The organism is Streptomyces sparsogenes, from assembly GCF_001704635.1.
Classification (GTDB): Bacteria; Actinomycetota; Actinomycetes; order Streptomycetales; family Streptomycetaceae; genus Streptomyces; species Streptomyces sparsogenes.
Map to the genome: position 1 here is coordinate 65,164 of NZ_MAXF01000084.1, position 20,648 is coordinate 85,811.

Here is a 20,648-nt window from a genome sequence, read left to right on the forward strand (position 1 = left end):
GGACGCGGGGACGCGGGGACACGAGGGGCGCGCCTCAGGCGATGACCACGACCCTCGTGCCGACCTGCGCGAAGTCCCACATCGCCGAGGCGTCCTCGCGGCTCTCCCGGATGCCCCCGGTCTTCTTCGCCGCGTTCGGGTCGGGGGTCGAGCCGTCGATCGCCGCGCTGAAACCGAACACGACTCCCTCTTCCGTGTGGAAGACGACGACGTGCTCGACCTTGACCCCGTCCGAGCCGACCGTGCTCTGCCGCCGCGAGGTGACCTCGTACGTCCCCGGGGCGGGGCTCGCGGAGCTGGGGTGGACCTCGAAGGTGCGGGTGGGCTGCTCGTCCGCGCCCACCAGCCACACCCGCCGGTCCTCCAGCGCGTACACCACGCGCAGGCCGGAGCCGGAGTCGCCCGGCAGCGCGGTGGACTTCTTCTTCCCGTGCTTGCCCTGGTCCTTGCCCTTGGACTTGCCCTTGGAGTCGCCGGCGTGCCGCGAGTGAGAGGGGGGCTCGGGGGCGGTCGCCGAGGCCTGGTAGGCGAGGAAGCCCACGCAGCCGACCGCGGCGGCGGTGAGCGCGGCCACGACGGTCCCGGTACTCCTTGGCACGGCTTGCCACCCTCTCCTGCGGTCGGTTCCCGCGGCCAGTTCCTGCGATCAGTAGCGGTCAGTGCGCGCTCAGGTCTGGTGTCTCCCCGGTCACCCCGAGGGGACAAGCCGACCGTAGCACCGGCGCGCGCCCCCGCCGTGCGCCACGGCTCCTCCCGGCGGCGGCGCGGCCCCCTCCGCGGGCGCCGTAGGCTGTCCTCGTGCTGTTGCTCGCGCTTGACACCGCTACCCCCGCCGTCACCGTCGCCCTGCACGACGGCACCGACGTCCTCGCCGAGTCGCGTCAGGTCGACGCGCGGCGCCACGGCGAGCTGCTGCTGCCCGCCGTCGACAAGGTGCTGGCCGAGGCGGGAGCCGTGCTGGCCCAGGTGACCGACCTGGTGGTCGGCGTGGGCCCGGGCCCGTACACCGGGCTGCGGGTCGGCCTGGTGACCGCGGCGACCTTCGGGGCGGCCCTCGACATCCCCGTCCATGGGCTGTGCACGCTCGACGGCATCGCGTACGCCGCCGGACGGGCCGGGCTCACCGGGCCCTTCGTCGTGGCCACGGACGCGCGGCGCAAGGAGGTCTACTGGGCGCGGTACGACGACGCCCGCACCCGGGTGACCGAGCCCGCCGTGGACCGGCCCGCGGACCTCGGCGAGCGGGTGGCCGGGCTGCCGGCCGTCGGCGCGGGCGCCCTGCTCTACCCGGACGCCTTCGGAGCCGTACCGGCCGGGATGCCGGAGCACCAGTCGGCGGGCGCGCTGGCGGCACTGGCCGCCGAGAAGCTCGCGCGCGGCGAGGAGCTGCTGCCCAACCGGCCGCTGTACCTGCGCCGCCCCGACGCCCAGGTGCCCGCCAACTACAAGGTGGTCACGCCCCGGTGACCCCCGCCACACCTCCCGCGACACCCTCCGCGGCACCCGAGGTACCGGTGGTGCGCGAGATGCGCTGGTGGGACATCGAGCGCGTGCTGCGGCTCGAGGTGAACCTCTTCCCCGAGGACGCCTGGTCGCCCGGCATGTTCTGGTCCGAGCTGGCCCACGCGCGCGGCCCGGCCGCCACCCGGCACTACGTGGTCGCGGAGGCGGGCGGCCGGCTCGTCGGCTACGCGGGGCTCGCCGCCGTCGACCGCACCGCGGACGTCCAGACCATCGCCACCGCCCGCGACCACTGGGGCACCGGGCTCGGCGCCCGCCTGCTGACCGACCTCATCACGGCCGCCACCTCCTTCGAATGCCGCGAGGTGCTCCTTGAGGTGCGCGTCGACAATCGGCGCGCGCAGCGCCTCTACGAGCGCTTCGGCTTCGAGCCCATCGGGATCCGCAAGGGCTACTACCAGCCCGGGAACGTGGACGCGCTGGTGATGCGCCTGGCCGACCCGGCGGCGGCCGCCGAACCCGCGACGCCCGCCGCGTCACTCGCCGCGCCGAGCCCCGCACCAGGCTCACCCGGCTCCGTACCCAGCTCCGCACCAGGCCCCGCACAAGGCTCCGTCCCCAGCTCCGCACAAGGCTCCGTACAAGGAACGAAGACCCATGGCTGACGAACCTCTCGTACTCGGCATCGAGACCTCCTGCGACGAGACCGGCGTCGGCATCGTCCGCGGCCACACCCTCCTCGCCGACGCCGTCGCCTCCAGCGTCGACGAGCACGCGCGCTTCGGCGGCGTCGTCCCCGAGGTCGCCAGCCGGGCGCACCTGGAGGCGATGGTCCCCACCATCCAGCGCGCCCTGAAGGAAGCCGGGGTCGCCGCCTCCGACCTGGACGGCATCGCGGTCACGGCCGGCCCCGGGCTCGCCGGCGCGCTGCTGGTGGGCGTGTCGGCCGCGAAGGCGTACGCGTACGCCCTGGGCAAGCCGCTCTACGGCGTCAACCACCTGGCCTCGCACATCTGCGTGGACCAGCTGGAGCACGGCCCGCTGCCCGAGCCGACGATGGCCCTGCTGGTGAGCGGCGGCCACTCCTCGCTGCTGCTCGCGCCCGACATCACCTCCGACGTGCGCCCGCTCGGCTCGACGATCGACGACGCGGCGGGCGAGGCGTTCGACAAGATCGCCCGCGTGCTGAACCTCGGCTTCCCGGGCGGGCCGGTCATCGACCGCATCGCGCGCGAGGGCGACCCGGACGCGATCGCTTTCCCGCGCGGGCTGACCGGGCCGCGCGACGCCCCGTACGACTTCTCCTTCTCCGGTCTCAAGACCGCCGTGGCCCGCTGGATCGAGGCCAAGCGGGCGGCGGGCGAGGAGGTCCCGGTCGCCGATGTCTCGGCCTCCTTCCAGGAGGCGGTCGTGGACGTGCTGACCCGCAAGGCCGTACGGGCCTGCAAGGACGAGGGCGTCGAGCACCTGATGATCGGCGGCGGCGTGGCCGCCAACTCCCGGCTGCGCGCCATGGCCGAGCGCCGCTGCGAGGACGCGGGCATCACGCTGCGGGTGCCCAGGCCCAAGCTGTGCACGGACAACGGCGCGATGGTCGCGGCGCTGGGCGCGGAGATGGTGGCGCGCGGGCGGGCCGCGTCGGCCTGGGACCTGTCGGCAGACTCCTCGCTGCCGGTGACCGACCCGCACGTCCCGGCCCCCGCCGGCCACGACCACGACGACCACGTGCACGACCACGGCCATGTGCACGACCACGATCACGTGCACGAGCTGAGCCGGAAGAACCTGTACGCATGACGGTCGCGCTGATGTGGGAGGCGCGGGCCGTCGAGGGCGGCGGCGAGCGGCTGCTGGCCTGGGCCCGCGGCCGGCGGCTCGACCCGGCACCGCTGCGCCGTGAGACCTTCCGCGCCCCCGCGGACCGCGTGCTGGTCATCACCTGGTGGGACGCCCCGTACGACGCCGACCTGCCCGAACTCCCCGAGCCGGGGGAGGACCTGGTGCGCCGGGCCGTGCACCGGTGGCGGTTCGAGGCTCTCGACGACTGACCCTAAACCCCCCCTGACATCTATGTCAGGGTTTAGCCTCGGCGCCGTCCGAACTCGGCCCGCCCGGCGTCGTGGTCCACAACGCCGCGCTCGTCCGGCCCGACCGGCCCGGCGAGCTGTCCGTACGCGCTCACCTGGACGCCTGGGCGGTCAACGTGGTCGGGGCGCTCACCACGACGGCGCACGTCGCCCCGGGGATGGCGCGCCGCGGCGGCGGGTCGTTCATCGTCACCGGCGGAATGCCCGAGGCGAAGCCGGAGTACGTGGGCCTGTCGCTCGGCAAGGCCGGGGTGCGGGCGCTGGTGGAGCTGCTCGACAAGGAGTACGGGCCCTCGGGCGTCCATGTCGCCACCGTCACCGTGGCCGGGCCGGTCGCCCCAGGCACGCCGTTCGACCCGGACGACATCGCCGAGCACTACTGGCGGCTGCACACCCAGCCCCGGGAGCGGTGGCAGCGGGAGGTCGTCCACAGCGGCTGACGGCGGCCCCTCGGCGGGCTGGGGCCCTTAATGGGCCGGGGCCCTCGGCGGGCCGGGCCCCTTAATGGGCCGGGGCCCTCGGCGGGCCGGGGTCTCGCGTCTCCGGGACCCTTGGGCGGCGCGACGGCGCGGGCTGAGAGACTGCGTTGAGGAGTCCTGCCGAGTCCTGTCGCGCCGCTAGCGCGCGCTGCTGCTGCGGCTGCGCTGCTGCTGTGCGAAGGAAAGAGTTGACTTCCTCCCCCTCCTGAAGGAGGGGGTTCCTACGGCTCGCGCCGTGGGGGTTCCTGCTTCGTCGCCGACTGCCCGCCCGGAGTGCTCCGTTGAGGTCTTACACCGGCTCCACAGGCCGATACCGCCAGCCCGGCGGCCAGGATGTTGCGTGCCGCGTTCACGTCGCGGTCGTGGGTCGTGCCGCAGTCGCAGGTCCAGGTACGGACGTGCAGCGGCAGCTTGTCCCGCAGGGTGCCGCACACGGAGCACAGCTTGGAGGAGGGGAACCAGCGGTCGACCGCGATCACCTCGCGGCCGTACCACTGGGCCTTGTACTCCAGCAGGCTCCGGAACTCGCTCCACGCCGCGTCGGAGATGGCGCGGGCGAGCTTGCCGTTCTTCAGCAGGTTCCGAACGGTGAGGTCCTCGATCACGATCGTTTGGTTCTCACGAACGAGCCGAGTGGTGATCTTGTGCAGCGTGTCGCGCCTGCGGTCGGCGACGCGGGCATGGATACGGGCGACCTTCCGCCTCGCCTTGGCCCGGTTCGCGCCCTCGCCCGGGGCCTTGCGGGCAAGGTGCCGCTGGGCCCTGGCCAGGCGGGTACGGTCGCGCCGCTCGTGCCGGGGGTTGGAGATCTTCTCCCCCGTCGAGAGGGTCAGCAGGTGGTCCAGTCCGGCATCCACGCCGACCGCCGCATCCGTTGGGGCGAGCGGCCCCACGGTGGGGTCCTCGCACAGCAGGGACACGTGCCAGCGTCCGGCCGAGTCCTGCGACACGGTCACGGTGGACGGCGACGCGCCCTTCGGAAGGGGGCGGGACCACACGATCTCCAGCGGCTCCGTCATCTTCGCCAAGGTCAGCTCGCCGGCGCGGAAGCGGAAGGCGCTGGTGGTGTACTCGGCGGACTTCCGGGACTTCTTCCGCGACTTGAACCGCGGATACCCGGCGCGCCTGGCGAAGAAGTGGGTGAAGGCCGTCTGGAGGTGGCGCAGGGCCTGCTGGAGCGGGACGGAGGAGGCCTCGCCGAGATACGCCAGTTCCTCGGTCTTCTTCCACGCCGTCAGCATCGCCGAGGTGGCGTTGTAGTTGACCCGCTCCTGCCGCAGCGCCCACGCCTCGGTGCGCGCCGCGAGCGCGAGGTTGTAGACCTTCCGCACGCATCCGAACGTGCGCGACAGCTCGGCTGCCTGCGCATCGGTCGGATAGAAGCGGTACTTGAACGCCCGCTTCACAGGAATGGTCACGGCTCACAAGGTAGCGCGTCAGCGCGTGAACCGACTCGTTGGCGGTGGGCGCCGAATCGCCCTGGCGCTGATTCGGCGCCCTCTGCCCTGCTCCGCAGGAGTCCGTTTCCCCGCGGCCTGAAGGCCGGGGTATCCGCGGAGGAGCCCCGATGAGCGCCCGCCCCCTGCCCCCGCCCGACGCCCACATGGACCCCGACGCCGCGCCGGATGCTGACACCCCCACCGCGCGTGACGCCGACCGTGCCGACTTGCTCGCCGAGCGGACCGAGGAGCTGCGGGAGCTGACCGCCCGGTATCTGGCCCGGCGGCGGGCGCTGTTGCTGTGGCTGGCGACCGGGCTCGTCGCGGCGGGGTGGGCCGCGGCCTGGGCGGGCTGGCGCTATGTGGCGGCCGGCGACGTGGTCAGCGTCGCGCTGGGCGTCTTCCTGCTGGCCCTGGCGGCGGGGCTGGCGGTGCCTTCCACGCTGGCCGTGGCCTCAGGCGCCCGGGACGACCTGGAGGCGCGGGAACGGCTGCGCGCCTGGGCCCGGTCGGCGCGGGACCGGGACACGCTGGCCCGGTGGCACTCCCCGGGCCGCGCCCTGTTCTGGCTGCTGCCGTCCCTCGTGCTGTGCTGCTTCGGGTCGGCCTCGGCGGCCATGACGGCCGCCGGGGACGGTTCCGCCCTGACCCTGGGGCTCGCCGTGCTCCTCGCGGGGACGGGAGCGCTGGGGATGGCCAAGGCGGTCGGCTACTACCGCCTGGTCAGCCGCGAACTCACCCCCGTGCCCGAGGTGGAGGAGCCGCCGCACGAGCTGCCCTGAGCTTCCGGCCGCCACGAGGGACTTCCGGCCGTCGCGGGGGCGCGTGGCGGCGGCGGGGGTCAGTCGGCGGGGTCCGGCTCGTCGTGGCTGCCGTGGCCGTCCGCGCTCCCCGGTTCCCGCTGCCCCTCCGACGACTTCTGCAGTGCCTGGAACCGGTGCAGCAGTTCCAGGTACTGGGGGTGGGTGTCCGCCCCCTGCGCCTTCGTCGCCTCCTCGACGGCGTTCAGCATCTGCCTGATCCGCACCGCGTCCATGCTCACATCGCGCCGTAGCTTCTTGTGGGCGGCGGCCGCGGGCCCCTTCTCGTCCTTGTCGACGGACTCGACCAGGAGGTCGAGACGCTTGATCTTCGTCTCGACGTAGCTCAGCGTCCCCTCCAGGTCTTTGATCAGGCTTGTCAGATCCTGATCCGATACGGACAGTTTTTCTTTGCCCATGCCCCCTGCCACCCTCTCATCCGCCCATTAGCGGGATGATCGTGCCATGGGAGGGGGCCTGTCCGAAGGGCTACCCGGTTCAACCCGGCAATTGGAGGCCCTCGGGCGGCTCGATACCGAAGTCGGCCCTCAGCACCGCCATCACCTCGGCGTCGTCCGCCAGTTGGCGCCGCTTGCTGGTCCCGTCGTGGTACGTCTCGGTGAGGGTGCGCCCGACCAGCGCCAGATGGCGGTCGTCGGCGGGGCGCTGGGCGAAGAGGGTGTGATGGAAGGGCGAGCGGGGGTTGGTCGCCGTGTGCCAGTTGATGACCTCGTAGTCGGGGCGCTCACAGGGCTCGCGGGTGAAGGCGTACTGGTCCTCCCACTCCCCGCCCAGGAAGGCCTGGAGCACCCAGAGGTCCTCGAGGCCGTGGTGCGGCTCGCGGACGAAGCGGTGGCGGCGGGGCCCGTCGTGGAACTCGGTGTCCGCGACCAGCGGCACCGCCTCCAGCAGGCCCCCGATGTGGCCGAAGCCGACATCGGCCACGTACGACCGCTCATCGTCCGGGACCTCGACGAGCAGCAGCATGTGCGTACGGGGGCGGAGGGCGCCCCGGGCTCCGGTGCGCACCCGGGCGACCAGGCCCGTGACGTGGTAGCCGAGGGCCTTCAGGGCGGTGGCGAGCAGGGTGTTCTGCTCGTAGCAGTAGCCGCCGCGCCGGCCGCGCACCATCTTGGCCTCCAGGTCGGGGAGGGCGAGCGAGGGCGCCGAGCCCAGCAGCGGGTCGAGGTTCTCGAAGGGTATGGACGTCACGTGCGCGAAGGTCAGCGCGCGCAGGGCCGCGGCGCTCGGGCGGCGCTCGCCCGGCCGGCCGATGCGGGCGAGGTAGGCGTCGAGGTCCAGCCGGGGCTCGGCGGGGGCGTCGGTCGCGGTGGTCGTCTTGGTCATGGTGGTCAACGTAACGACCCCCGGAAGGTCATCGTGACGCCAGATGGTCGAACTCGCCGGCCTTGATGCCGACGAGGAGCGACCTGAGCTTCGCGGGGGTGGTGGTCACGACTCTGTCGGGGTCGTCGCTCTCGCGGAGTCCTATGTCGTCGCCTATGGATGCCACCTCGACACAGGCGTCTCCGTCGCTCTGGGCGGAGTAGGAGGACTTCTGCCAGTTGATGGTGCGCATTACCTTGCCTTCTTGCTTTACATGCCTCACATGCTTCACATGCGTCGAGCGATGGCGCGTACGACGTCACGCGACTCCTCGACGGGCAGGGCCACGTCCTCGGTGCGGTCCAGAACCCCCCGGTACTTGCGCAGTTGGGACTCGGCGTCCAGGAACATCGAGCCGAGCGCCGAGTCGAACTGCACGGTGTCCAGCTGCGGCACGGGCCCCGAGGCGTAGGTGACGGTCGCGCCGGCGACCGGGAAGCCCTCGGTGGCGAGCGGGATGACGCGTACGGTGATGTTCTCGCGCTCCGACGCCTCCAGCAGCCGCTCCAGCTGGGTGCGCAGGACCCGCGTACCGCCGAACCGGGTGTGCAGGGCGGCCTCGTGGACGATGAAGGTGCACGGCGGGGGGTCGTCCCGGTCCAGGATGTCCCGGCGCCTCATCCGGTGGGAGAGCCTGCGGCGCAGCTCGGGCGGGGACCACGGGGGCACGGCGTGGCCCATCACCGCCTGCGCGTACTCCTCCGTCTGGAGCAGCCCGGGGATGTGGATGAGGCCGACGACGCGCAGGCGGGAGGCGTGGTGCTCCATTTCGGCCAGGTCGAGCCCGCTGGTGGCGATGAGCCCCCGGTACTCCTCCCACCAGCCGCCCCGGCGCTCATGGGTCATGGCGGCGAGGGCGTCGACGTACGCGCCGTCGGGGCAGGCGTAGATGGCGGCCAGGGTCCGTACGCGCTCCTCGCTCACCCCGAACCGGGCGAGTTCCAGATTGGTGATGTGGGTGCGGTTGATCCCGAGCCGGTCGGCGGCCTCCTGGATGCTGAGGCCCGCGTCCTCGCGCATCCTCCGCAACTCGGTACCCAACCGCTGCTGACGGGCGGTTGGGGCAGTCCTGGGCGGCATGTCCCTCCCATGCGTGTCACCCTCGAGGGCTATATGTCGGGGAAATTCAACGAATCCGTAGCACTTGTTTGCAGCGCTGTCCTACGGTAGGTGGTGTCGCCGCTACGAAGCGTTGATCATCGTAACGGTACGCGCACCAACGGCCCCGTCGCAGGGAGTTGACATGGGACCCGACCACGAGCCCGACGACGGCCCCACAGGCAGTTCGCCCGCCCCCGGTCCCGAAGAGCCGTACGTCTACACGCTGCAGAGCACCCGCCGGGCCACCTCCCCCAAGATCTGCCGGGACTTCGTCGCCTGCGTCCTGAACTCCGTGGGCCATGAGGACCTCGTCGACACGGCGACGGCCTGCACCTCGGAGCTGGCCACCAACGCCTATCTGCACGCCGAGGGCGACTCCCTGATGCTGCGCGTGATGATCGAGCAACCGAGGCTGCGGATCAGCGTGTACGACGCGAGCACCGAGCTGCCGACGGGGGCGTATCTGCCGGCCGGCGACCGGATGTACGGGCGCGGGCTCGGGGTGGTCGCCGCGCTCGCCGACGAGTGGGGCACGGCGGACGGGGACCCGACCGGGATGTACGCGAAGGGCGTCTGGTTCGAGCTGCGGACCCGGGGCACCGCCTAGCCGCGCCGGGCCGGGTGGCCCAGGAGCATCGTCGGGGCGCCGTCGGCCCGGGTGAGGAAGACCGTGGCCGAATTCACCCCTTCGAGGCGCAGCTTCCTCCGCAGCTCCTCCGGCTCGACGGCCGACCCCCGCTTCTTGACCGTCACCACGCCGACCCCGCGCTCGCGCAGCAGCGCCTTGAGCTTCTTGAGGTTGAAGGGCAGCACGTCCGTGATCTCGTACGCGGTGGCGTACGGCGTCGGCCGCAGGTCGTCCGCCGTGATGTAGGCGATCGTCGGGTCGATGAGGCGGCCGCCGATCCGGGCGGCGACGTCCGCGACCAGGTGCGCGCGGATGACCGCGCCGTCCGGTTCGTACAGCCAGCGGCCGACCGGGCCCGGCTCCGGGTCCGGCAGCAGCCGGGTGCCGAGGAGGGAGTGGCAGTCGGGCAGCAGCGTGGCGCGGCGCATGCCGGGGCGCGCCGTGCCGAACCACAGCAGGGCCTCCTTCACATCGCCGTGGTCCGAGATCCACTCCGCCTCGGCGTCCTCGGGGACCGCCTCGTGCGGGACGCCCGGGGCGACCTTGAGGGCGGCGTGGGGGGCGGTGCGGGCCGCCTCGACGGCCCAGGACAGCGGCGGGGAGTACGCCTCGGGGTCGAAGACGCGGCCGCGGCCGCCGCGCCGGGCGGGGTCCACGAAGATCGCGTCGTACCGGGAGGTGTCGATCTCGGCGACGTCCGCCTGGCGCACCTCAATCAGCTCGGACAGCCCCAGGGCCTCGGCGTTGGCCCGGACGACCGCGCAGGTCAGCGGGTCCCGGTCGACGGCCAGCACGGAGATCCCCGCGCGGGCCAGCGCGACCGCGTCGCCGCCGATGCCGCAGCACAGGTCGGCGACGCGGCGCACGCCGAGCTCGGCGAAGCGGTCGGCGCGGTAGGCGGCCACGGACGCGCGGGTGGCCTGCTCGACGCCGTGCGGCGTGAAGTACATCCGGTGGGCGTCGTCGGCGCCGAACTTCGCGGCCGCGCGCTGTCTGAGCCCCGCCTGGGTGAGGGCCGCCGAGACCAGCTCCGCGGGGTGGTCGCGGCGCAGCCGGGTCGCCGTGGCGAGCTCCCGCGCCGGGTCGTAGTCCCGCAGCTCGCTCAGCAGTGCCTGCCCTTCGTCGCGGAGCAGTGAGTCGAAGGCGTCAACGTCCACGTCGCCCATTCTCCCCGCTCCAGCGAGCGCGTTCGCGACACCCGGCTGAAGATCGCTTATGTGATGATGATCAAGACTGGCCTTTCGAGGTGTCTCGTACTGGTCGCGGCCGCGGCGCTGCTCGCGGGCTGCGGGGACGAGGACGGTGCCGGGACGGCTGTGCCGTCCAAGCCGTCCATGACGTCCACGTCGTCGAAGTCGTCCTCGGACGCCGCGGACCACGCCCCCGGTCCGAGCCGGGAATCCGGCCCGGCGCCGGACGCGCGGTCCGCGTCCGGTTCGGCCTCCGGGCTGCCCAGCCCACCCGTCCCGCCCCCCGACGGCTACCGCCGCTGGGGGCTCGACCGCCCCCTGGAGGCGGCGCCGCCGCCCCGGACCAAGCCGTCCCTGGTGCCGCCCGGTGCGGGCGCGCCCGCCGGGCCGCCGATCGTCGACCACGTGCCGACCCGCGACCGGGTCGTCTTCGTCACCATCGACGACGGCACCGAGAAGGACCCGGCCTTCGTCCAGGAGGTCCGGGACCTGGGGTTGCCGATCACCGGGTTCCTGACCGACGAGGAGGTGGCCGGCGACTACGACTACTTCGGCCAGTTGCGCCGGCTCGGCAACGGGATGCAGAACCACACCCTCACCCACCCGCGGCTGGCCGGGATGGAGTACGAGGGGCAGGCCCACCAGATCTGCGGCCAGCAGGAGATCCTCACCCGCCAGTTCGGCACCCGGCCGTATCTGTTCCGCCCGCCGTACGGGGCGCTCGACGACGACACGGTGCGCGCTGCGGCGGCCTGCGGGGTGCGGGCGCTGGTGATGTGGTCGGCCGAGATGAAGGCCGGCGGGCTGGAGTACGCCTCCGGCGACCGGCTGCACTCCGGTGACATCATCCTGGCCCACTTCCGGGGCCCCTCCCAGCAGAACGGGCTGACGATGACCGATGTGATGACCTCACTGGTGCGGGAGATCCAGGCGCAGGGATTCGCGGTGGCCCGGCTGGAGGACTACCTCTGACGGGGTGCCGCGGCACCCGTCACTTGGCACTCTGGTTGACTGAGTGCTAACCGCGTCATAATGTCGTGGCTGGCACTCAGCAGTGAGGAGTGCCAAACACAGCGACGGGCAGGTCCGGCACCCGCGACGACGGATCCACCTGGTCGCCACCTCAGACAGTTAACCCCGTGAGATCTCCGAAGGGGGAGGTCGGATCGTGACGACCACCAGCTCCAAGGTTGCCATCAAGCCGCTCGAGGACCGCATCGTGGTCCAGCCGCTCGACGCCGAGCAGACCACGGCCTCTGGCCTGGTCATTCCGGACACCGCCAAGGAGAAGCCCCAGGAGGGCGTCGTCCTGGCCGTGGGCCCGGGCCGTTTCGAGGACGGTAACCGTCTCCCGCTCGACGTCTCCGTCGGCGACGTCGTGCTCTACAGCAAGTACGGCGGTACCGAGGTGAAGTACAACGGCGAGGAGTACCTCGTCCTCTCGGCTCGCGACGTCCTCGCGATCGTCGAGAAGTAAGTCACCGAAGTTTTGCCTGTGAGCCGCGCCCCGGTGCCCCTGTCCATACCGGGGCCGGGGCGCGGTTCGTTCGAGAGGACACACGCAACCCATGGCGAAGATCCTGAAGTTTGACGAGGACGCCCGTCGCGCCCTCGAGCGCGGCGTCAACAAGCTCGCCGACACCGTCAAGGTGACGATCGGCCCCAAGGGCCGCAACGTCGTCATCGACAAGAAGTTCGGCGCTCCGACCATCACCAACGACGGTGTCACCATCGCCCGCGAGGTCGAGGTCGATGACCCGTACGAGAACCTGGGCGCCCAGCTCGTCAAGGAGGTGGCGACCAAGACCAACGACATCGCGGGTGACGGCACCACCACCGCCACCGTGCTGGCCCAGGCGCTGGTCCGCGAGGGCCTGCGCAACGTGGCCGCCGGCGCCTCCCCGGCCGCCCTGAAGAAGGGCATCGACGCGGCCGTCAAGGCGGTCTCCGACGAGCTGCTGGCCACCGCCCGCCCGATCGACGAGAAGTCCGACATCGCCGCCGTGGCCGCGCTGTCCGCTCAGGACAAGCAGGTCGGCGAGCTCATCGCCGAGGCGATGGACAAGGTCGGCAAGGACGGTGTGATCACCGTCGAGGAGTCCAACACCTTCGGTCTGGAGCTGGACTTCACCGAGGGCATGGCCTTCGACAAGGGCTACCTGTCGCCGTACATGGTCACCGACCAGGAGCGCATGGAGGCCGTCCTCGAGGACCCGTACATCCTCATCCACCAGGGCAAGATCTCCTCCATCCAGGACCTGCTGCCCCTGCTGGAGAAGGTCATCCAGGGCGGCAGCAAGCCGCTGCTGATCATCGCCGAGGACGTGGAGGGCGAGGCCCTGTCCACCCTCGTCGTCAACAAGATCCGCGGCACCTTCAACGCCGTCGCGGTGAAGGCCCCCGGCTTCGGCGACCGCCGCAAGGCGATGCTCGGCGACATGGCCGCCCTCACCGGCGCCACCGTCGTCGCCGAGGAGGTCGGCCTCAAGCTCGACCAGGTCGGCCTGGACGTGCTGGGCACCGCCCGCCGCGTGACCGTCACCAAGGACGACACCACCATCGTCGACGGCGGCGGCAAGGCCGAGGACGTCACCGGCCGGATCGCCCAGATCAAGGCCGAGATCGAGGCCACGGACTCCGACTGGGACCGCGAGAAGCTCCAGGAGCGGCTCGCCAAGCTGGCCGGCGGCGTGTGCGTGATCCGCGTCGGCGCCGCCACCGAGGTGGAGCTGAAGGAGAAGAAGCACCGTCTGGAGGACGCCATCTCCGCGACCCGCGCCGCGGTCGAGGAGGGCATCGTCTCCGGTGGTGGCTCCGCGCTCGTCCACGCCGTCAAGGTGCTCGAGGACAACCTCGGCAAGGAGGGCGACGAGGCCACCGGTGTCGCGGTCGTCCGCCGCGCCGCCGTCGAGCCGCTGCGCTGGATCGCCGAGAACGCGGGCCTCGAGGGCTACGTCATCACCTCCAAGGTGGCCGAGCTCGAGAAGGGCCACGGCTACAACGCGGCCACCGACGAGTACGGCGACCTGGTGAAGGCCGGCGTCATCGACCCGGTCAAGGTCACCCGCTCCGCCCTGGAGAACGCGGCGTCCATCGCCTCCCTGCTGCTCACCACCGAGACGCTGGTGGTCGAGAAGCCGGCCGAGGAGGAGCCTGAGGCCGCCGGGCACGGCCACGGTCACGCGCACTGACGCGTCCACCGCGCACCGCGCACCGCGCACCGCCGAGGCGCGGTCACCCCTTCGCGGGGGTGGCCGCGCCTCGCGCGTTCTCCGGGCGGCCCGGGCCGGCGCGCGTCCCCCGGAGGCCGGACCGGCGCCGGGCTCAGCGCTTCCTGGGCGGCCGGCCCACGTTCGAGGAGACGACCGAGACGGCCGCCCGGGGCGCCAGCTTCGCCAGTCCCGTCATCGCCTTGTAGCGAGGGTCGGGAATCGACAGCGCCTTGCCCCGCGCGAAGTCCTTGAGCGCCGCCGTCACCAGCTTGTCCGCGTCCAGCCACATCCAGCTCGGCACGCTGTCCGGCTTGATCCCGGCCCGCGCGTGGAACTCGGTCCGTACGAACCCGGGGCACAGCGCCATCAGCCGCACCCCGGCACTCGCCAGGTCCTTCGCGGCGCCCTGGGTGAACTGCACGACCCACGCCTTGCTGGCCCCGTACGTGCCGCGCGGGAAGAACGCCGCGATCGAGGCCACGTTGATCACCCCGCCGCGCCCCCGGGCCCGCATGGTCTCGGCGGCGGCGGTGGTCAGCCGCAGGACCGCCTCGCAGTGCACCTTCATCATCCGCAGTTCGTCGGCCAGGGGCACCTCGAGATAGCGGCCCTTGTTGCCGAAGCCGGCGTTGTTGACGAGCAGATCGACCGGGTGCTTGCGGTCGGACAGCCGCGCCTCGACCGCCGCGATGCCATCGTCCTCGGACAGGTCGGCCCGCAACACCTCCGCCTCCACCCCGTGCCGGTCGTGGAGGTCGGCGGCCTGCTCGCGCAGCCGCTTCTCGTCCCGCGCCACGAGCACCAGGTTGTGCCCGTCCGCGGCGAGCCGGCTCGCGAAGGCGGCGCCGATGCCCGCCGTGGATCCCGTAATCAACGCAGTCGTCATACGCGCACGTTAGCGGCCACGGCGGGGGTCGGAGCGCAGTCGTCCGGATCAGTTGTCCGGATTCGCGGGTCAGTTCCCGGATCAGTTCCCGGATCGGTTCTCCAGCGCGACGGAGAGGGTCCCGGAATACGAGAGCGCCGATTCCCGCAGCTCGGGGTGGAGCGCCTCGCCCGCCGCGAGCACCCGGGGCAGCAGCGCCCGTTCGGTCGTGGCGGCGCGGAAGGAGAATCCGACGGTCACCTCGTGGTCGGGCCGGCGCACGATCTCGACCCGGTCCCCGGCGCGTATCTCGCCCGGTTCGAGCACCCGCAGATAGGCGCCCGGGACGGCGGCCCGGGTGAACCGCTTCACCCAGCGCTCCTCGCCCAGCCAGGCCGCGAAGGTCCGGCAGGGGATGCGCGCGGAGGCCACTTCGAGCAGCAGGTCGGGGCCGATCCGCCAGCGCTCGCCGATCCGGGCGCCGGTGACGTCCAGGCCCCTGGTGGTGAGGTTCTCGCCGAAGACGCCGTTCGGCAGCTCGCGGCCGAGCTCGCGCTCCCAGGCGTCGAGGTCCTCCCGCGCGTAGGCGTAGACCGCCTGGTCGTTCCCGCCGTGGTGGCGGGTGTCGCTGACGGTGTCGCCGACGAGCCCGCTCCCGCCCTCGCCCTTGGGGCCCGGGGCCACCACCCGCACCGGCCCGTCGGCGGGGCGCTTGTCGATGCCGGTGCCCCCCGAGGGGGCGTCGGTGTAGTCGACCCGCTTCAGGCGGCCGAGGTTCACGGTGAGCACGGTCGGCGGGTGCGGAGACCCGGCCTCGGAGATACGCGTCATGGCGGCACGCTAGACGACGGCGGTTCAAAGCGTCGATCGCGATAAACCGGGCCTCACCCAAGGGTCGCTTATGCTCGAAGCATGATCGAGCCTCGCCATCTGAGGGTGTTGCGCGCCGTGGCCGCCACCGGCTCCTTCTCCGCCGCCGCCCGTGAGCTGGGCTGCACACAGCCCGCCGTCAGCCAGCAGATGAAGGCCCTCGAACAGTCCTCGGGCACTCCGCTGCTGGTCCGCACCGGCCGGGAGATGCGGCTGACGCAGGCGGGGGAGGCGCTGGTGCGCCACGCGGCCGGGATCCTGGCCGGGCTGACCGCCGCCGAGGAGGAGGTCGCGGCGATCGCCGGGCTGCGGGCCGGCCGGGTGCGGCTGGTGTCCTTCCCCAGCGGCAGTTCGACCCTGGTGCCGACGGCCCTCGCCGAGCTGCGCGAGTCCTTCCCCGGGACCCGGGTCTCGCTGGTGGAGGCCGAGCCGCCGCGCTCGGTCGAGATGCTGCGCGCGGGCGACTGCGAGATCGCCGTGGCCTTCCGCTACCCGGAGGTCCAGCGGGCGGCGGGCGCCGGGGCGGTGGCGGGCGTCGGGGCGGCGGTGGACGCGGAGGGGCCGGGTGCCCCGGCCGAGGGCACGGCCGAGGGTTCGTGGGGCAAGGACGACCTGGTCGTACGGCCGCTGCTGAGCGACCGGCTGGTGGGCGTGGTGCCGGAGGGGCACCGGCTGGCGGGCGCCGGGGCGGTGGGCATCGGGGAGCTGGCCGGGGAGCCGTGGATCGCGGGGTGCCCGCGCTGCCGCAGGCATCTGGTCGACGTGTGCGAGGCGGCGGGCTTCACGCCCCGGATCGACTTCGCCACGGACGACTACCCGGCGGTGATCGGGCTGGTCGCGGCCGGGCTCGGGGTGGCGGTGCTGCCGGAGCTGGCGCTGGAGTCCGTACGGGCGAAGGGGACCGCGACGGTGGAGGTGGAGCCGGCCGTGCGGCGGGAGGTCGTCGCCCTCACCCTGCCGGACCTCGCGCGGGTCCCGGCGGTGGCGGCGACGCTGGACCGGCTGGAGTCGGCGGCGCGGCGCGCACCAAGGCCGTGACCTGCGGCCGCTGAACGGCGTCGGCCGGGAATCGGCCGACGGCGGCGGCCGCGCGGGGGTCACGGTCGGTACTCCGCGCTCTGCTTCGATATTTCTGCTTTAACGTTTCTGCGGTACTTCTCCGCTTCTGGCGCGCGGCTGGATCAGGCGCCGGGAGCGCCGGCGCCCGAGGTGGCCACGGTCCGGTGGCGTGCCCGCCCCATGAGCTCCTCGCGCTCGTCCTCGGTCAGTCCGCCCCACACGCCGTAGGGCTCCCGCACGGCCAGCGCGTGCGCCGCGCACTCGGCGCGTACGGGGCATCGCATGCACACCTCTTTGGCTGACATCTCGCGTGCGCTGCGGGCAGCGCCGCGCTCGCCCTCCGGGTGGAAGAAGAGCGAGCTGTCGACCCCGCGACACGCGGCCAGGAGCTGCCAGTCCCACAGGTCGGCGTTCGGACCGGGAAGACGGGAGAAATCTGCCATTGCCTTATCTCCTCGAAGCGATCTGGTGCGGACGCTGTGTCCTGGGTCGTGCACCTACTGTGTAAGTAGATGTAAATATGACTCATTGCGAATCTAGCCACAGAGACCCCCAAATTGGAAGCAAGGTCGCCAAATACCACCGAGAGGGCGGGGGCGGGAATGGGCGCGGCGAGCGCGATGAAGCAGCTCCGTGTCCGAGCCCTCACGTAGAGTGTCGAAGGTGGCCGCGGGACCCCGTAACTCTTTCGGGTGACCGTCGTTGAGAGTGCGGAGGCGGTTGATGGGTAAAGCTCTCGGGCAAGTGTCCGAGGCTGTCAATCGCACAGGTGACGATATGTACCAGCCTGGAGGCTCAAGGTGACGCGCATCAGCTGCGGAGGGCGGCCATGACTTCCGTCCTCGTCTGCGACGACTCCCCGCTTGCCCGAGAGGCGCTGCGCCGCGCGGTGGCGACCGTGCCCGGCGTCGAGCGTGTGACGACGGCGGCCAACGGCGAGGAAGTCCTCCGCCGCTGGGGGGCCGACCGTTCGGATCTGATTCTGATGGACGTGCGGATGCCCGGCCTCGGTGGCGTCGAGACCGTGCGGCGGCTGCTGTCGGCCGACCCCGGCGCCCGGATCATCATGCTCACGGTCGCCGAGGACCTGGACGGCGTCGCGCTGGCCGTGGCCGCCGGCGCCCGTGGCTATCTGCACAAGGACGCCTCGCGCGCCGAGCTGCGCGCGACCGTGACCCAGGCGCTGGCGGACCCCACCTGGCGGCTCGCCCCGCGCCGGCTGCGCTCCGCCGAGATGGGCGCGGCCCCCACGCTCACCGCCCGCGAGATCCAGGTGCTCGAGGGCATGAGCCACGGCCGGTCCAACGCGGAGATCGGCCGCGAGCTGTTCCTGTCCGAGGACACGGTGAAGACGCACGCCCGGCGGCTGTTCAAGAAGCTCGGCGCCTCGGACCGGGCACACGCGGTGGCGCTCGGCTTCCGCTGGGGCCTGGTCCGCTAGACCCGGGTCCACGATCGCCCTGACGGGGGCCGACGGTCCCCGCCCGTCAGGTGACGGGCGGGGCGAGGGGCGGCGGCTGGTAGCGGCTTATGTCCCCGCCGCGGTAGCGGCTTATGTCACTTCGCCGGGCGATGCCGCATCCTTGAAGGTGTGGAGTTCCTCGGGGACAAGTCGGTCGGGCGTGAGGGGAGAGCGCAGGACGTGACGACAGCCGGCGCACCTGCTCATAACGCTTCAGCGCACAACTACGGACGCGGTGCCGCGGAAGCCACGCCGCCAAGGCACCATGGACGGATGCGCGACGACGAGACCCAGGGGTCCCCGAAGGCCGGCGGCCCAGGGACCCAGGGGGCCATCGGAGCCCTCGTCCGGCGCGCCGCCGAGGGGGACGAGCGGGCCACCCACGACCTGCTCGCCCATGTTCACCCGCTCGCCCTGCGCTATTGCCGCACGCGGCTGTCCAGGCTGCCGGGCGACGCCCGCCATTTCGTGGACGACCTGGCGCAGGAGGTCTGCCTCGCGGTGCTGTGCGCGCTGCCGCGCTACCGCGACACGGGCCGGCCCTTCGAGGCCTTCGTCGTGGCGATCGCCGCGCACAAGGTCGCGGATCTGCAGCGCGCCGCCATGCGCCACCCGGGCAGCACGGCCGTGCCCTCGGACGAGATGCCGGAGCAGCCGGACGACTCGCTCGGGCCCGAGGAGCAGGCGCTGCTCAGCAGCGACGCCGAGTGGGCCAAGAAGCTGCTGGCGAATCTCCCGGAGAACCAGCGCGAGCTGGTGCTGCTGCGGGTCGCGGTCGGACTGACGGCGGAGGAGACCGGGCAGATGCTCGGGATGTCGCCGGGCGCCGTGCGGGTGGCCCAGCACCGGGCCCTGAGCCGGCTCCGCGCGCTCGCCGAGCAGTAGCCGCCCGGCATCGGCCTGCTTCTTGCGGCTCGCCGCTGCTTCCCGCGGCTTTCCGCGGCTTTCCGCGGCTCCCCGTGGTTTTCCACAGGGAGGAATGGGACACCTGTGGAGCCCGTTAGCATGGGAGTCCGCGCTGGGGCAAGACCATTGGAAGGGTGTCATGACTGTCAACGTCGACGGAGTGCCTGAGAAATTCGCGATGCTCGGGCTGACGTACGACGATGTGCTGCTGCTGCCGGGCGCCTCCGAGGTGCTGCCGAACGCGGTCGACACCTCGTCCCGGGTCTCTCGCAACGTCCGGGTGAACGTGCCGTTGCTGTCCGCCGCCATGGACAAGGTCACCGAGTCCCGGATGGCCATCGCCATGGCCCGCCAGGGCGGCGCCGGTGTGCTGCACCGCAATCTGTCGATCGAGGACCAGGCCAACCAGGTCGACCTGGTCAAGCGGTCCGAGTCCGGCATGGTGACCGACCCGATCACGGTCCGGCCGGACGCCACGCTGGCCGAGGCGGACGCGCTGTGCGGGAAGTTCCGGATCAGCGGTGTGCCGGTCACGGACGCGGCGGGCAAGCTGCTGGGCATCGTCACCAACCGCGACATGGCCTTCGAGACGGACCGGGGGCGCCAGGTCCGCGAGGTCATGACCCCGATGCCGCTGGTCACCGGCAAGGTCGGGATCTCCGGCGAGGACGCGATGCAGCTGCTCCGCCGCCACAAGATCGAGAAGCTGCCGCTGGTCGATGACGCGGGCGTGCTCAAGGGCCTGATCACCGTCAAGGACTTCGTGAAGGCCGAGAAGTATCCGTACGCGGCCAAGGACGCCGACGGGCGGCTGATCGTCGGCGCGGCGGTCGGCGTCGGCGACGAGGCGTACGAGCGGGCGCAGGCGCTGGTCGAGGCCGGGGCCGACTTTCTGGTGGTCGACAGCGCACACGGCCACAGCCGGGGCATCCTCGACATGATCGCCAAGGTCAAGTCCAACATCTCGGTCGATGTGGTCGGCGGCAATGTCGCCACCCGCGACGGCGCCCAGGCGTTGATCGACGCCGGTGTGGACGGGGTCAAGGTCGGCGTCGGCCCGGGCTCGATCTGCACCACCCGAGTGGTCGCGGGCATCGGCGTTCCGCAGGTCACGGCGATCTACGAGGCCGCGCAGGCGTGCCACGCGGCCGGGGTGCCGCTGATCGGCGACGGCGGTCTGCAGTACTCGGGCGACATCGCGAAGGCGATCGCGGCCGGCGCGGACACCGTCATGCTGGGCAGCCTGCTGGCCGGGTGCGAGGAGTCGCCGGGCGAGATGGTGTTCATCAACGGCAAGCAGTTCAAGTCCTACCGGGGCATGGGCTCGCTGGGCGCGATGCAGTCGCGCGGCCAGGCCCGCTCGTACTCCAAGGACCGCTACTTCCAGGACAACGTCCTCTCCGAGGACAAGCTGGTGCCCGAGGGCATCGAGGGCCAGGTGCCCTACCGTGGCCCGCTCGCCTCGGTCGCCCACCAGCTCGTGGGCGGTCTGCGGGCGTCGATGGGCTATGTCGGCTCGGCGAACGTGGCGGAGCTCAAGGAGAAGGGCCGCTTTGTGCGGATCTCGGCGGCCGGCCTCAAGGAGAGCCACCCGCACGACATCCAGATGACGACCGAGGCGCCGAACTACTCCGCCCGCTAGCCAGTACGAAGCGGCGGCGAAGGGGCAGGGATACTGGGACGGCAGACCTGAAGAGCGAAAG

The 20,648-nt window shown here is 72.1% G+C and carries 23 protein-coding genes and 1 pseudogene; 14 read left to right on the forward strand and 10 right to left on the reverse strand.

All coding sequences use genetic code 11. The features are described from left to right. Positions 1 to 34 precede the first annotated feature (34 nt). Positions 35 to 598, reverse strand: coding sequence for a L,D-transpeptidase (locus BBH68_RS16475; protein WP_174589033.1), 564 nt, complete (start codon positions 596 to 598; stop codon positions 35 to 37). A 200-nt stretch (positions 599 to 798) separates the two neighbouring features. Here BBH68_RS16475 and tsaB point away from each other — a divergent pair, with 200 nt between their 5' ends. The 5 genes and pseudogenes from tsaB to BBH68_RS16500 all read left to right on the forward strand — a co-directional run. Then, positions 799 to 1,467, forward strand: coding sequence for a tRNA (adenosine(37)-N6)-threonylcarbamoyltransferase complex dimerization subunit type 1 TsaB (tsaB, locus tag BBH68_RS16480; RefSeq protein WP_065963089.1), 669 nt, complete (start codon positions 799 to 801; stop codon positions 1,465 to 1,467). A gap of 59 nt (positions 1,468 to 1,526) precedes the next feature. Beyond that, a complete protein-coding gene (rimI, locus tag BBH68_RS16485; RefSeq protein ID WP_079151023.1) occupies positions 1,527 to 2,126 on the forward strand; it encodes a ribosomal protein S18-alanine N-acetyltransferase in 600 nt (199 codons plus the stop codon). Beyond that, positions 2,119 to 3,258, forward strand: coding sequence for a tRNA (adenosine(37)-N6)-threonylcarbamoyltransferase complex transferase subunit TsaD (tsaD, locus tag BBH68_RS16490; protein WP_065963092.1), 1,140 nt, complete (start codon positions 2,119 to 2,121; stop codon positions 3,256 to 3,258). The genes rimI and tsaD overlap by 8 nt, the downstream gene beginning before the upstream one ends. Next, positions 3,255 to 3,509 (forward strand): hypothetical protein, encoded by a 255-nt coding sequence (locus BBH68_RS16495; RefSeq protein WP_065963094.1) that lies wholly within the window; start codon positions 3,255 to 3,257, stop codon positions 3,507 to 3,509. Before tsaD ends, BBH68_RS16495 begins: the two co-directional genes overlap by 4 nt. A 47-nt stretch (positions 3,510 to 3,556) precedes the next feature. Next, a pseudogene (locus BBH68_RS16500) lies at positions 3,557 to 3,988 on the forward strand (SDR family NAD(P)-dependent oxidoreductase); the annotation flags it as partial. Between the two features lie 260 nt (positions 3,989 to 4,248). On the opposite strand, the gene BBH68_RS16505 reads toward BBH68_RS16500, so the two are convergent. Next, positions 4,249 to 5,445 (reverse strand): RNA-guided endonuclease InsQ/TnpB family protein, encoded by a 1,197-nt coding sequence (locus BBH68_RS16505; protein WP_065963096.1) that lies wholly within the window; start codon positions 5,443 to 5,445, stop codon positions 4,249 to 4,251. A gap of 149 nt (positions 5,446 to 5,594) precedes the next feature. On the opposite strand from BBH68_RS16505, the gene BBH68_RS16510 reads away from it, so the two are divergent. Beyond that, on the forward strand, positions 5,595 to 6,248 hold the full coding sequence (locus BBH68_RS16510; protein ID WP_211301790.1) for a hypothetical protein: 654 nt from the start codon (positions 5,595 to 5,597) through the stop codon (positions 6,246 to 6,248). 59 nt (positions 6,249 to 6,307) lie between these two features. Here BBH68_RS16510 and BBH68_RS16515 read toward each other — a convergent pair whose 3' ends face one another. From BBH68_RS16515 to BBH68_RS16530, 4 genes are all read right to left on the reverse strand, one after another. After that, positions 6,308 to 6,685: a hypothetical protein gene (locus BBH68_RS16515; RefSeq protein WP_065963098.1), complete on the reverse strand. Its 378-nt coding sequence runs from the start codon at positions 6,683 to 6,685 to the stop codon at positions 6,308 to 6,310. A gap of 79 nt (positions 6,686 to 6,764) precedes the next feature. Next, positions 6,765 to 7,613: an arylamine N-acetyltransferase family protein gene (locus BBH68_RS16520; RefSeq protein WP_065963100.1), complete on the reverse strand. Its 849-nt coding sequence runs from the start codon at positions 7,611 to 7,613 to the stop codon at positions 6,765 to 6,767. Positions 7,614 to 7,641: 28 nt separating this feature from the next. Further along, the gene (locus BBH68_RS16525) at positions 7,642 to 7,845 is read right to left on the reverse strand and encodes a DUF397 domain-containing protein (RefSeq protein WP_065963101.1); all 204 of its coding nucleotides are present in this window, start codon (positions 7,843 to 7,845) and stop codon (positions 7,642 to 7,644) included. Positions 7,846 to 7,880: 35 nt separating this feature from the next. After that, positions 7,881 to 8,732: a Scr1 family TA system antitoxin-like transcriptional regulator gene (locus tag BBH68_RS16530; RefSeq protein ID WP_065963103.1), complete on the reverse strand. Its 852-nt coding sequence runs from the start codon at positions 8,730 to 8,732 to the stop codon at positions 7,881 to 7,883. Positions 8,733 to 8,895: 163 nt separating this feature from the next. Between BBH68_RS16530 and BBH68_RS16535 the strand changes: the two genes are divergently transcribed. Next, entirely contained in the window at positions 8,896 to 9,360 is a 465-nt protein-coding gene (locus BBH68_RS16535; protein ID WP_065963104.1) for an ATP-binding protein, read from the forward strand. On the opposite strand, the gene BBH68_RS16540 is transcribed toward BBH68_RS16535, so the two are convergent. Continuing rightward, positions 9,357 to 10,547 carry a class I SAM-dependent methyltransferase gene (locus tag BBH68_RS16540; RefSeq protein ID WP_065963105.1) on the reverse strand — a complete coding sequence of 397 codons (1,191 nt, stop codon included), beginning with the start codon at positions 10,545 to 10,547 and terminating at the stop codon, positions 9,357 to 9,359. The genes BBH68_RS16535 and BBH68_RS16540 overlap by 4 nt on opposite strands. A gap of 54 nt (positions 10,548 to 10,601) precedes the next feature. On the opposite strand from BBH68_RS16540, the gene BBH68_RS16545 reads away from it, so the two are divergent. The 3 genes from BBH68_RS16545 to groL all read left to right on the forward strand — a co-directional run bounded on the left by BBH68_RS16545 (position 10,602) and on the right by groL (position 13,762). Next, positions 10,602 to 11,543 carry a polysaccharide deacetylase family protein gene (locus BBH68_RS16545; RefSeq protein ID WP_076970843.1) on the forward strand — a complete coding sequence of 314 codons (942 nt, stop codon included), beginning with the start codon at positions 10,602 to 10,604 and terminating at the stop codon, positions 11,541 to 11,543. 196 nt (positions 11,544 to 11,739) lie between these two features. Further along, positions 11,740 to 12,048 (forward strand): co-chaperone GroES, encoded by a 309-nt coding sequence (gene groES, locus BBH68_RS16550; protein ID WP_003974211.1) that lies wholly within the window; start codon positions 11,740 to 11,742, stop codon positions 12,046 to 12,048. A 91-nt stretch (positions 12,049 to 12,139) separates the two neighbouring features. Continuing rightward, positions 12,140 to 13,762 (forward strand): chaperonin GroEL, encoded by a 1,623-nt coding sequence (groL, locus tag BBH68_RS16555; protein WP_065963110.1) that lies wholly within the window; start codon positions 12,140 to 12,142, stop codon positions 13,760 to 13,762. A 133-nt stretch (positions 13,763 to 13,895) separates the two neighbouring features. On the opposite strand, the gene BBH68_RS16560 is transcribed toward groL, so the two are convergent. Beyond that, complete coding sequence (locus BBH68_RS16560; RefSeq protein WP_065963113.1) at positions 13,896 to 14,669, reverse strand: SDR family NAD(P)-dependent oxidoreductase; 774 nt, start codon at positions 14,667 to 14,669, stop codon at positions 13,896 to 13,898. Positions 14,670 to 14,750: 81 nt separating this feature from the next. Further along, on the reverse strand, positions 14,751 to 15,479 hold the full coding sequence (locus tag BBH68_RS16565; protein ID WP_065963116.1) for an MOSC domain-containing protein: 729 nt from the start codon (positions 15,477 to 15,479) through the stop codon (positions 14,751 to 14,753). 81 nt (positions 15,480 to 15,560) lie between these two features. Between BBH68_RS16565 and BBH68_RS16570 the strand changes: the two genes are divergently transcribed. Next, entirely contained in the window at positions 15,561 to 16,556 is a 996-nt protein-coding gene (locus tag BBH68_RS16570) for a LysR family transcriptional regulator (protein WP_065963118.1), read from the forward strand. A 143-nt stretch (positions 16,557 to 16,699) separates the two neighbouring features. On the opposite strand, the gene BBH68_RS16575 is transcribed toward BBH68_RS16570, so the two are convergent. Next, on the reverse strand, positions 16,700 to 17,020 hold the full coding sequence (locus BBH68_RS16575) for a WhiB family transcriptional regulator (protein ID WP_065963122.1): 321 nt from the start codon (positions 17,018 to 17,020) through the stop codon (positions 16,700 to 16,702). 386 nt (positions 17,021 to 17,406) lie between these two features. Here BBH68_RS16575 and BBH68_RS16580 point away from each other — a divergent pair, with 386 nt between their 5' ends. The 3 genes from BBH68_RS16580 (at position 17,407) to guaB (ending at position 20,587) form a co-directional block, all read left to right on the forward strand. Continuing rightward, complete coding sequence (locus tag BBH68_RS16580) at positions 17,407 to 18,018, forward strand: response regulator transcription factor (RefSeq protein WP_003948568.1); 612 nt, start codon at positions 17,407 to 17,409, stop codon at positions 18,016 to 18,018. Positions 18,019 to 18,312: 294 nt separating this feature from the next. Then, entirely contained in the window at positions 18,313 to 18,924 is a 612-nt protein-coding gene (locus BBH68_RS16585; protein WP_065963126.1) for a sigma-70 family RNA polymerase sigma factor, read from the forward strand. A 160-nt stretch (positions 18,925 to 19,084) separates the two neighbouring features. Next, positions 19,085 to 20,587 carry an IMP dehydrogenase gene (gene guaB, locus BBH68_RS16590; RefSeq protein WP_065963127.1) on the forward strand — a complete coding sequence of 501 codons (1,503 nt, stop codon included), beginning with the start codon at positions 19,085 to 19,087 and terminating at the stop codon, positions 20,585 to 20,587. The last annotated feature ends 61 nt before the right edge of the window (positions 20,588 to 20,648 follow it).

Bases quoted from the DNA above. Each gene is read 5' to 3' on its own strand.
- rimI (WP_079151023.1), top strand. From the start codon at position 1,527: ATGCGCTGGTGGGACATCGAGCGCGTGCTGCGGCTCGAGGTGAACCTC.
- tsaD (WP_065963092.1), top strand. From the start codon at position 2,119: ATGGCTGACGAACCTCTCGTACTCGGCATCGAGACCTCCTGCGACGAG.
- BBH68_RS16495 (WP_065963094.1), top strand. From the start codon at position 3,255: ATGACGGTCGCGCTGATGTGGGAGGCGCGGGCCGTCGAGGGCGGCGGC.
- BBH68_RS16510 (WP_211301790.1), top strand. From the start codon at position 5,595: ATGAGCGCCCGCCCCCTGCCCCCGCCCGACGCCCACATGGACCCCGAC.
- BBH68_RS16515 (WP_065963098.1), bottom strand. From the start codon at position 6,685: ATGGGCAAAGAAAAACTGTCCGTATCGGATCAGGATCTGACAAGCCTG.
- BBH68_RS16520 (WP_065963100.1), bottom strand. From the start codon at position 7,613: ATGACCAAGACGACCACCGCGACCGACGCCCCCGCCGAGCCCCGGCTG.
- BBH68_RS16525 (WP_065963101.1), bottom strand. From the start codon at position 7,845: ATGCGCACCATCAACTGGCAGAAGTCCTCCTACTCCGCCCAGAGCGAC.
- BBH68_RS16530 (WP_065963103.1), bottom strand. From the start codon at position 8,732: ATGCCGCCCAGGACTGCCCCAACCGCCCGTCAGCAGCGGTTGGGTACC.
- BBH68_RS16535 (WP_065963104.1), top strand. From the start codon at position 8,896: ATGGGACCCGACCACGAGCCCGACGACGGCCCCACAGGCAGTTCGCCC.
- BBH68_RS16540 (WP_065963105.1), bottom strand. From the start codon at position 10,547: ATGGGCGACGTGGACGTTGACGCCTTCGACTCACTGCTCCGCGACGAA.
- BBH68_RS16545 (WP_076970843.1), top strand. From the start codon at position 10,602: ATGATGATCAAGACTGGCCTTTCGAGGTGTCTCGTACTGGTCGCGGCC.
- groL (WP_065963110.1), top strand. From the start codon at position 12,140: ATGGCGAAGATCCTGAAGTTTGACGAGGACGCCCGTCGCGCCCTCGAG.
- BBH68_RS16560 (WP_065963113.1), bottom strand. From the start codon at position 14,669: ATGACGACTGCGTTGATTACGGGATCCACGGCGGGCATCGGCGCCGCC.
- BBH68_RS16565 (WP_065963116.1), bottom strand. From the start codon at position 15,479: ATGACGCGTATCTCCGAGGCCGGGTCTCCGCACCCGCCGACCGTGCTC.
- BBH68_RS16570 (WP_065963118.1), top strand. From the start codon at position 15,561: ATGATCGAGCCTCGCCATCTGAGGGTGTTGCGCGCCGTGGCCGCCACC.
- BBH68_RS16575 (WP_065963122.1), bottom strand. From the start codon at position 17,020: ATGGCAGATTTCTCCCGTCTTCCCGGTCCGAACGCCGACCTGTGGGAC.
- BBH68_RS16580 (WP_003948568.1), top strand. From the start codon at position 17,407: ATGACTTCCGTCCTCGTCTGCGACGACTCCCCGCTTGCCCGAGAGGCG.
- BBH68_RS16585 (WP_065963126.1), top strand. From the start codon at position 18,313: ATGCGCGACGACGAGACCCAGGGGTCCCCGAAGGCCGGCGGCCCAGGG.
- guaB (WP_065963127.1), top strand. From the start codon at position 19,085: ATGACTGTCAACGTCGACGGAGTGCCTGAGAAATTCGCGATGCTCGGG.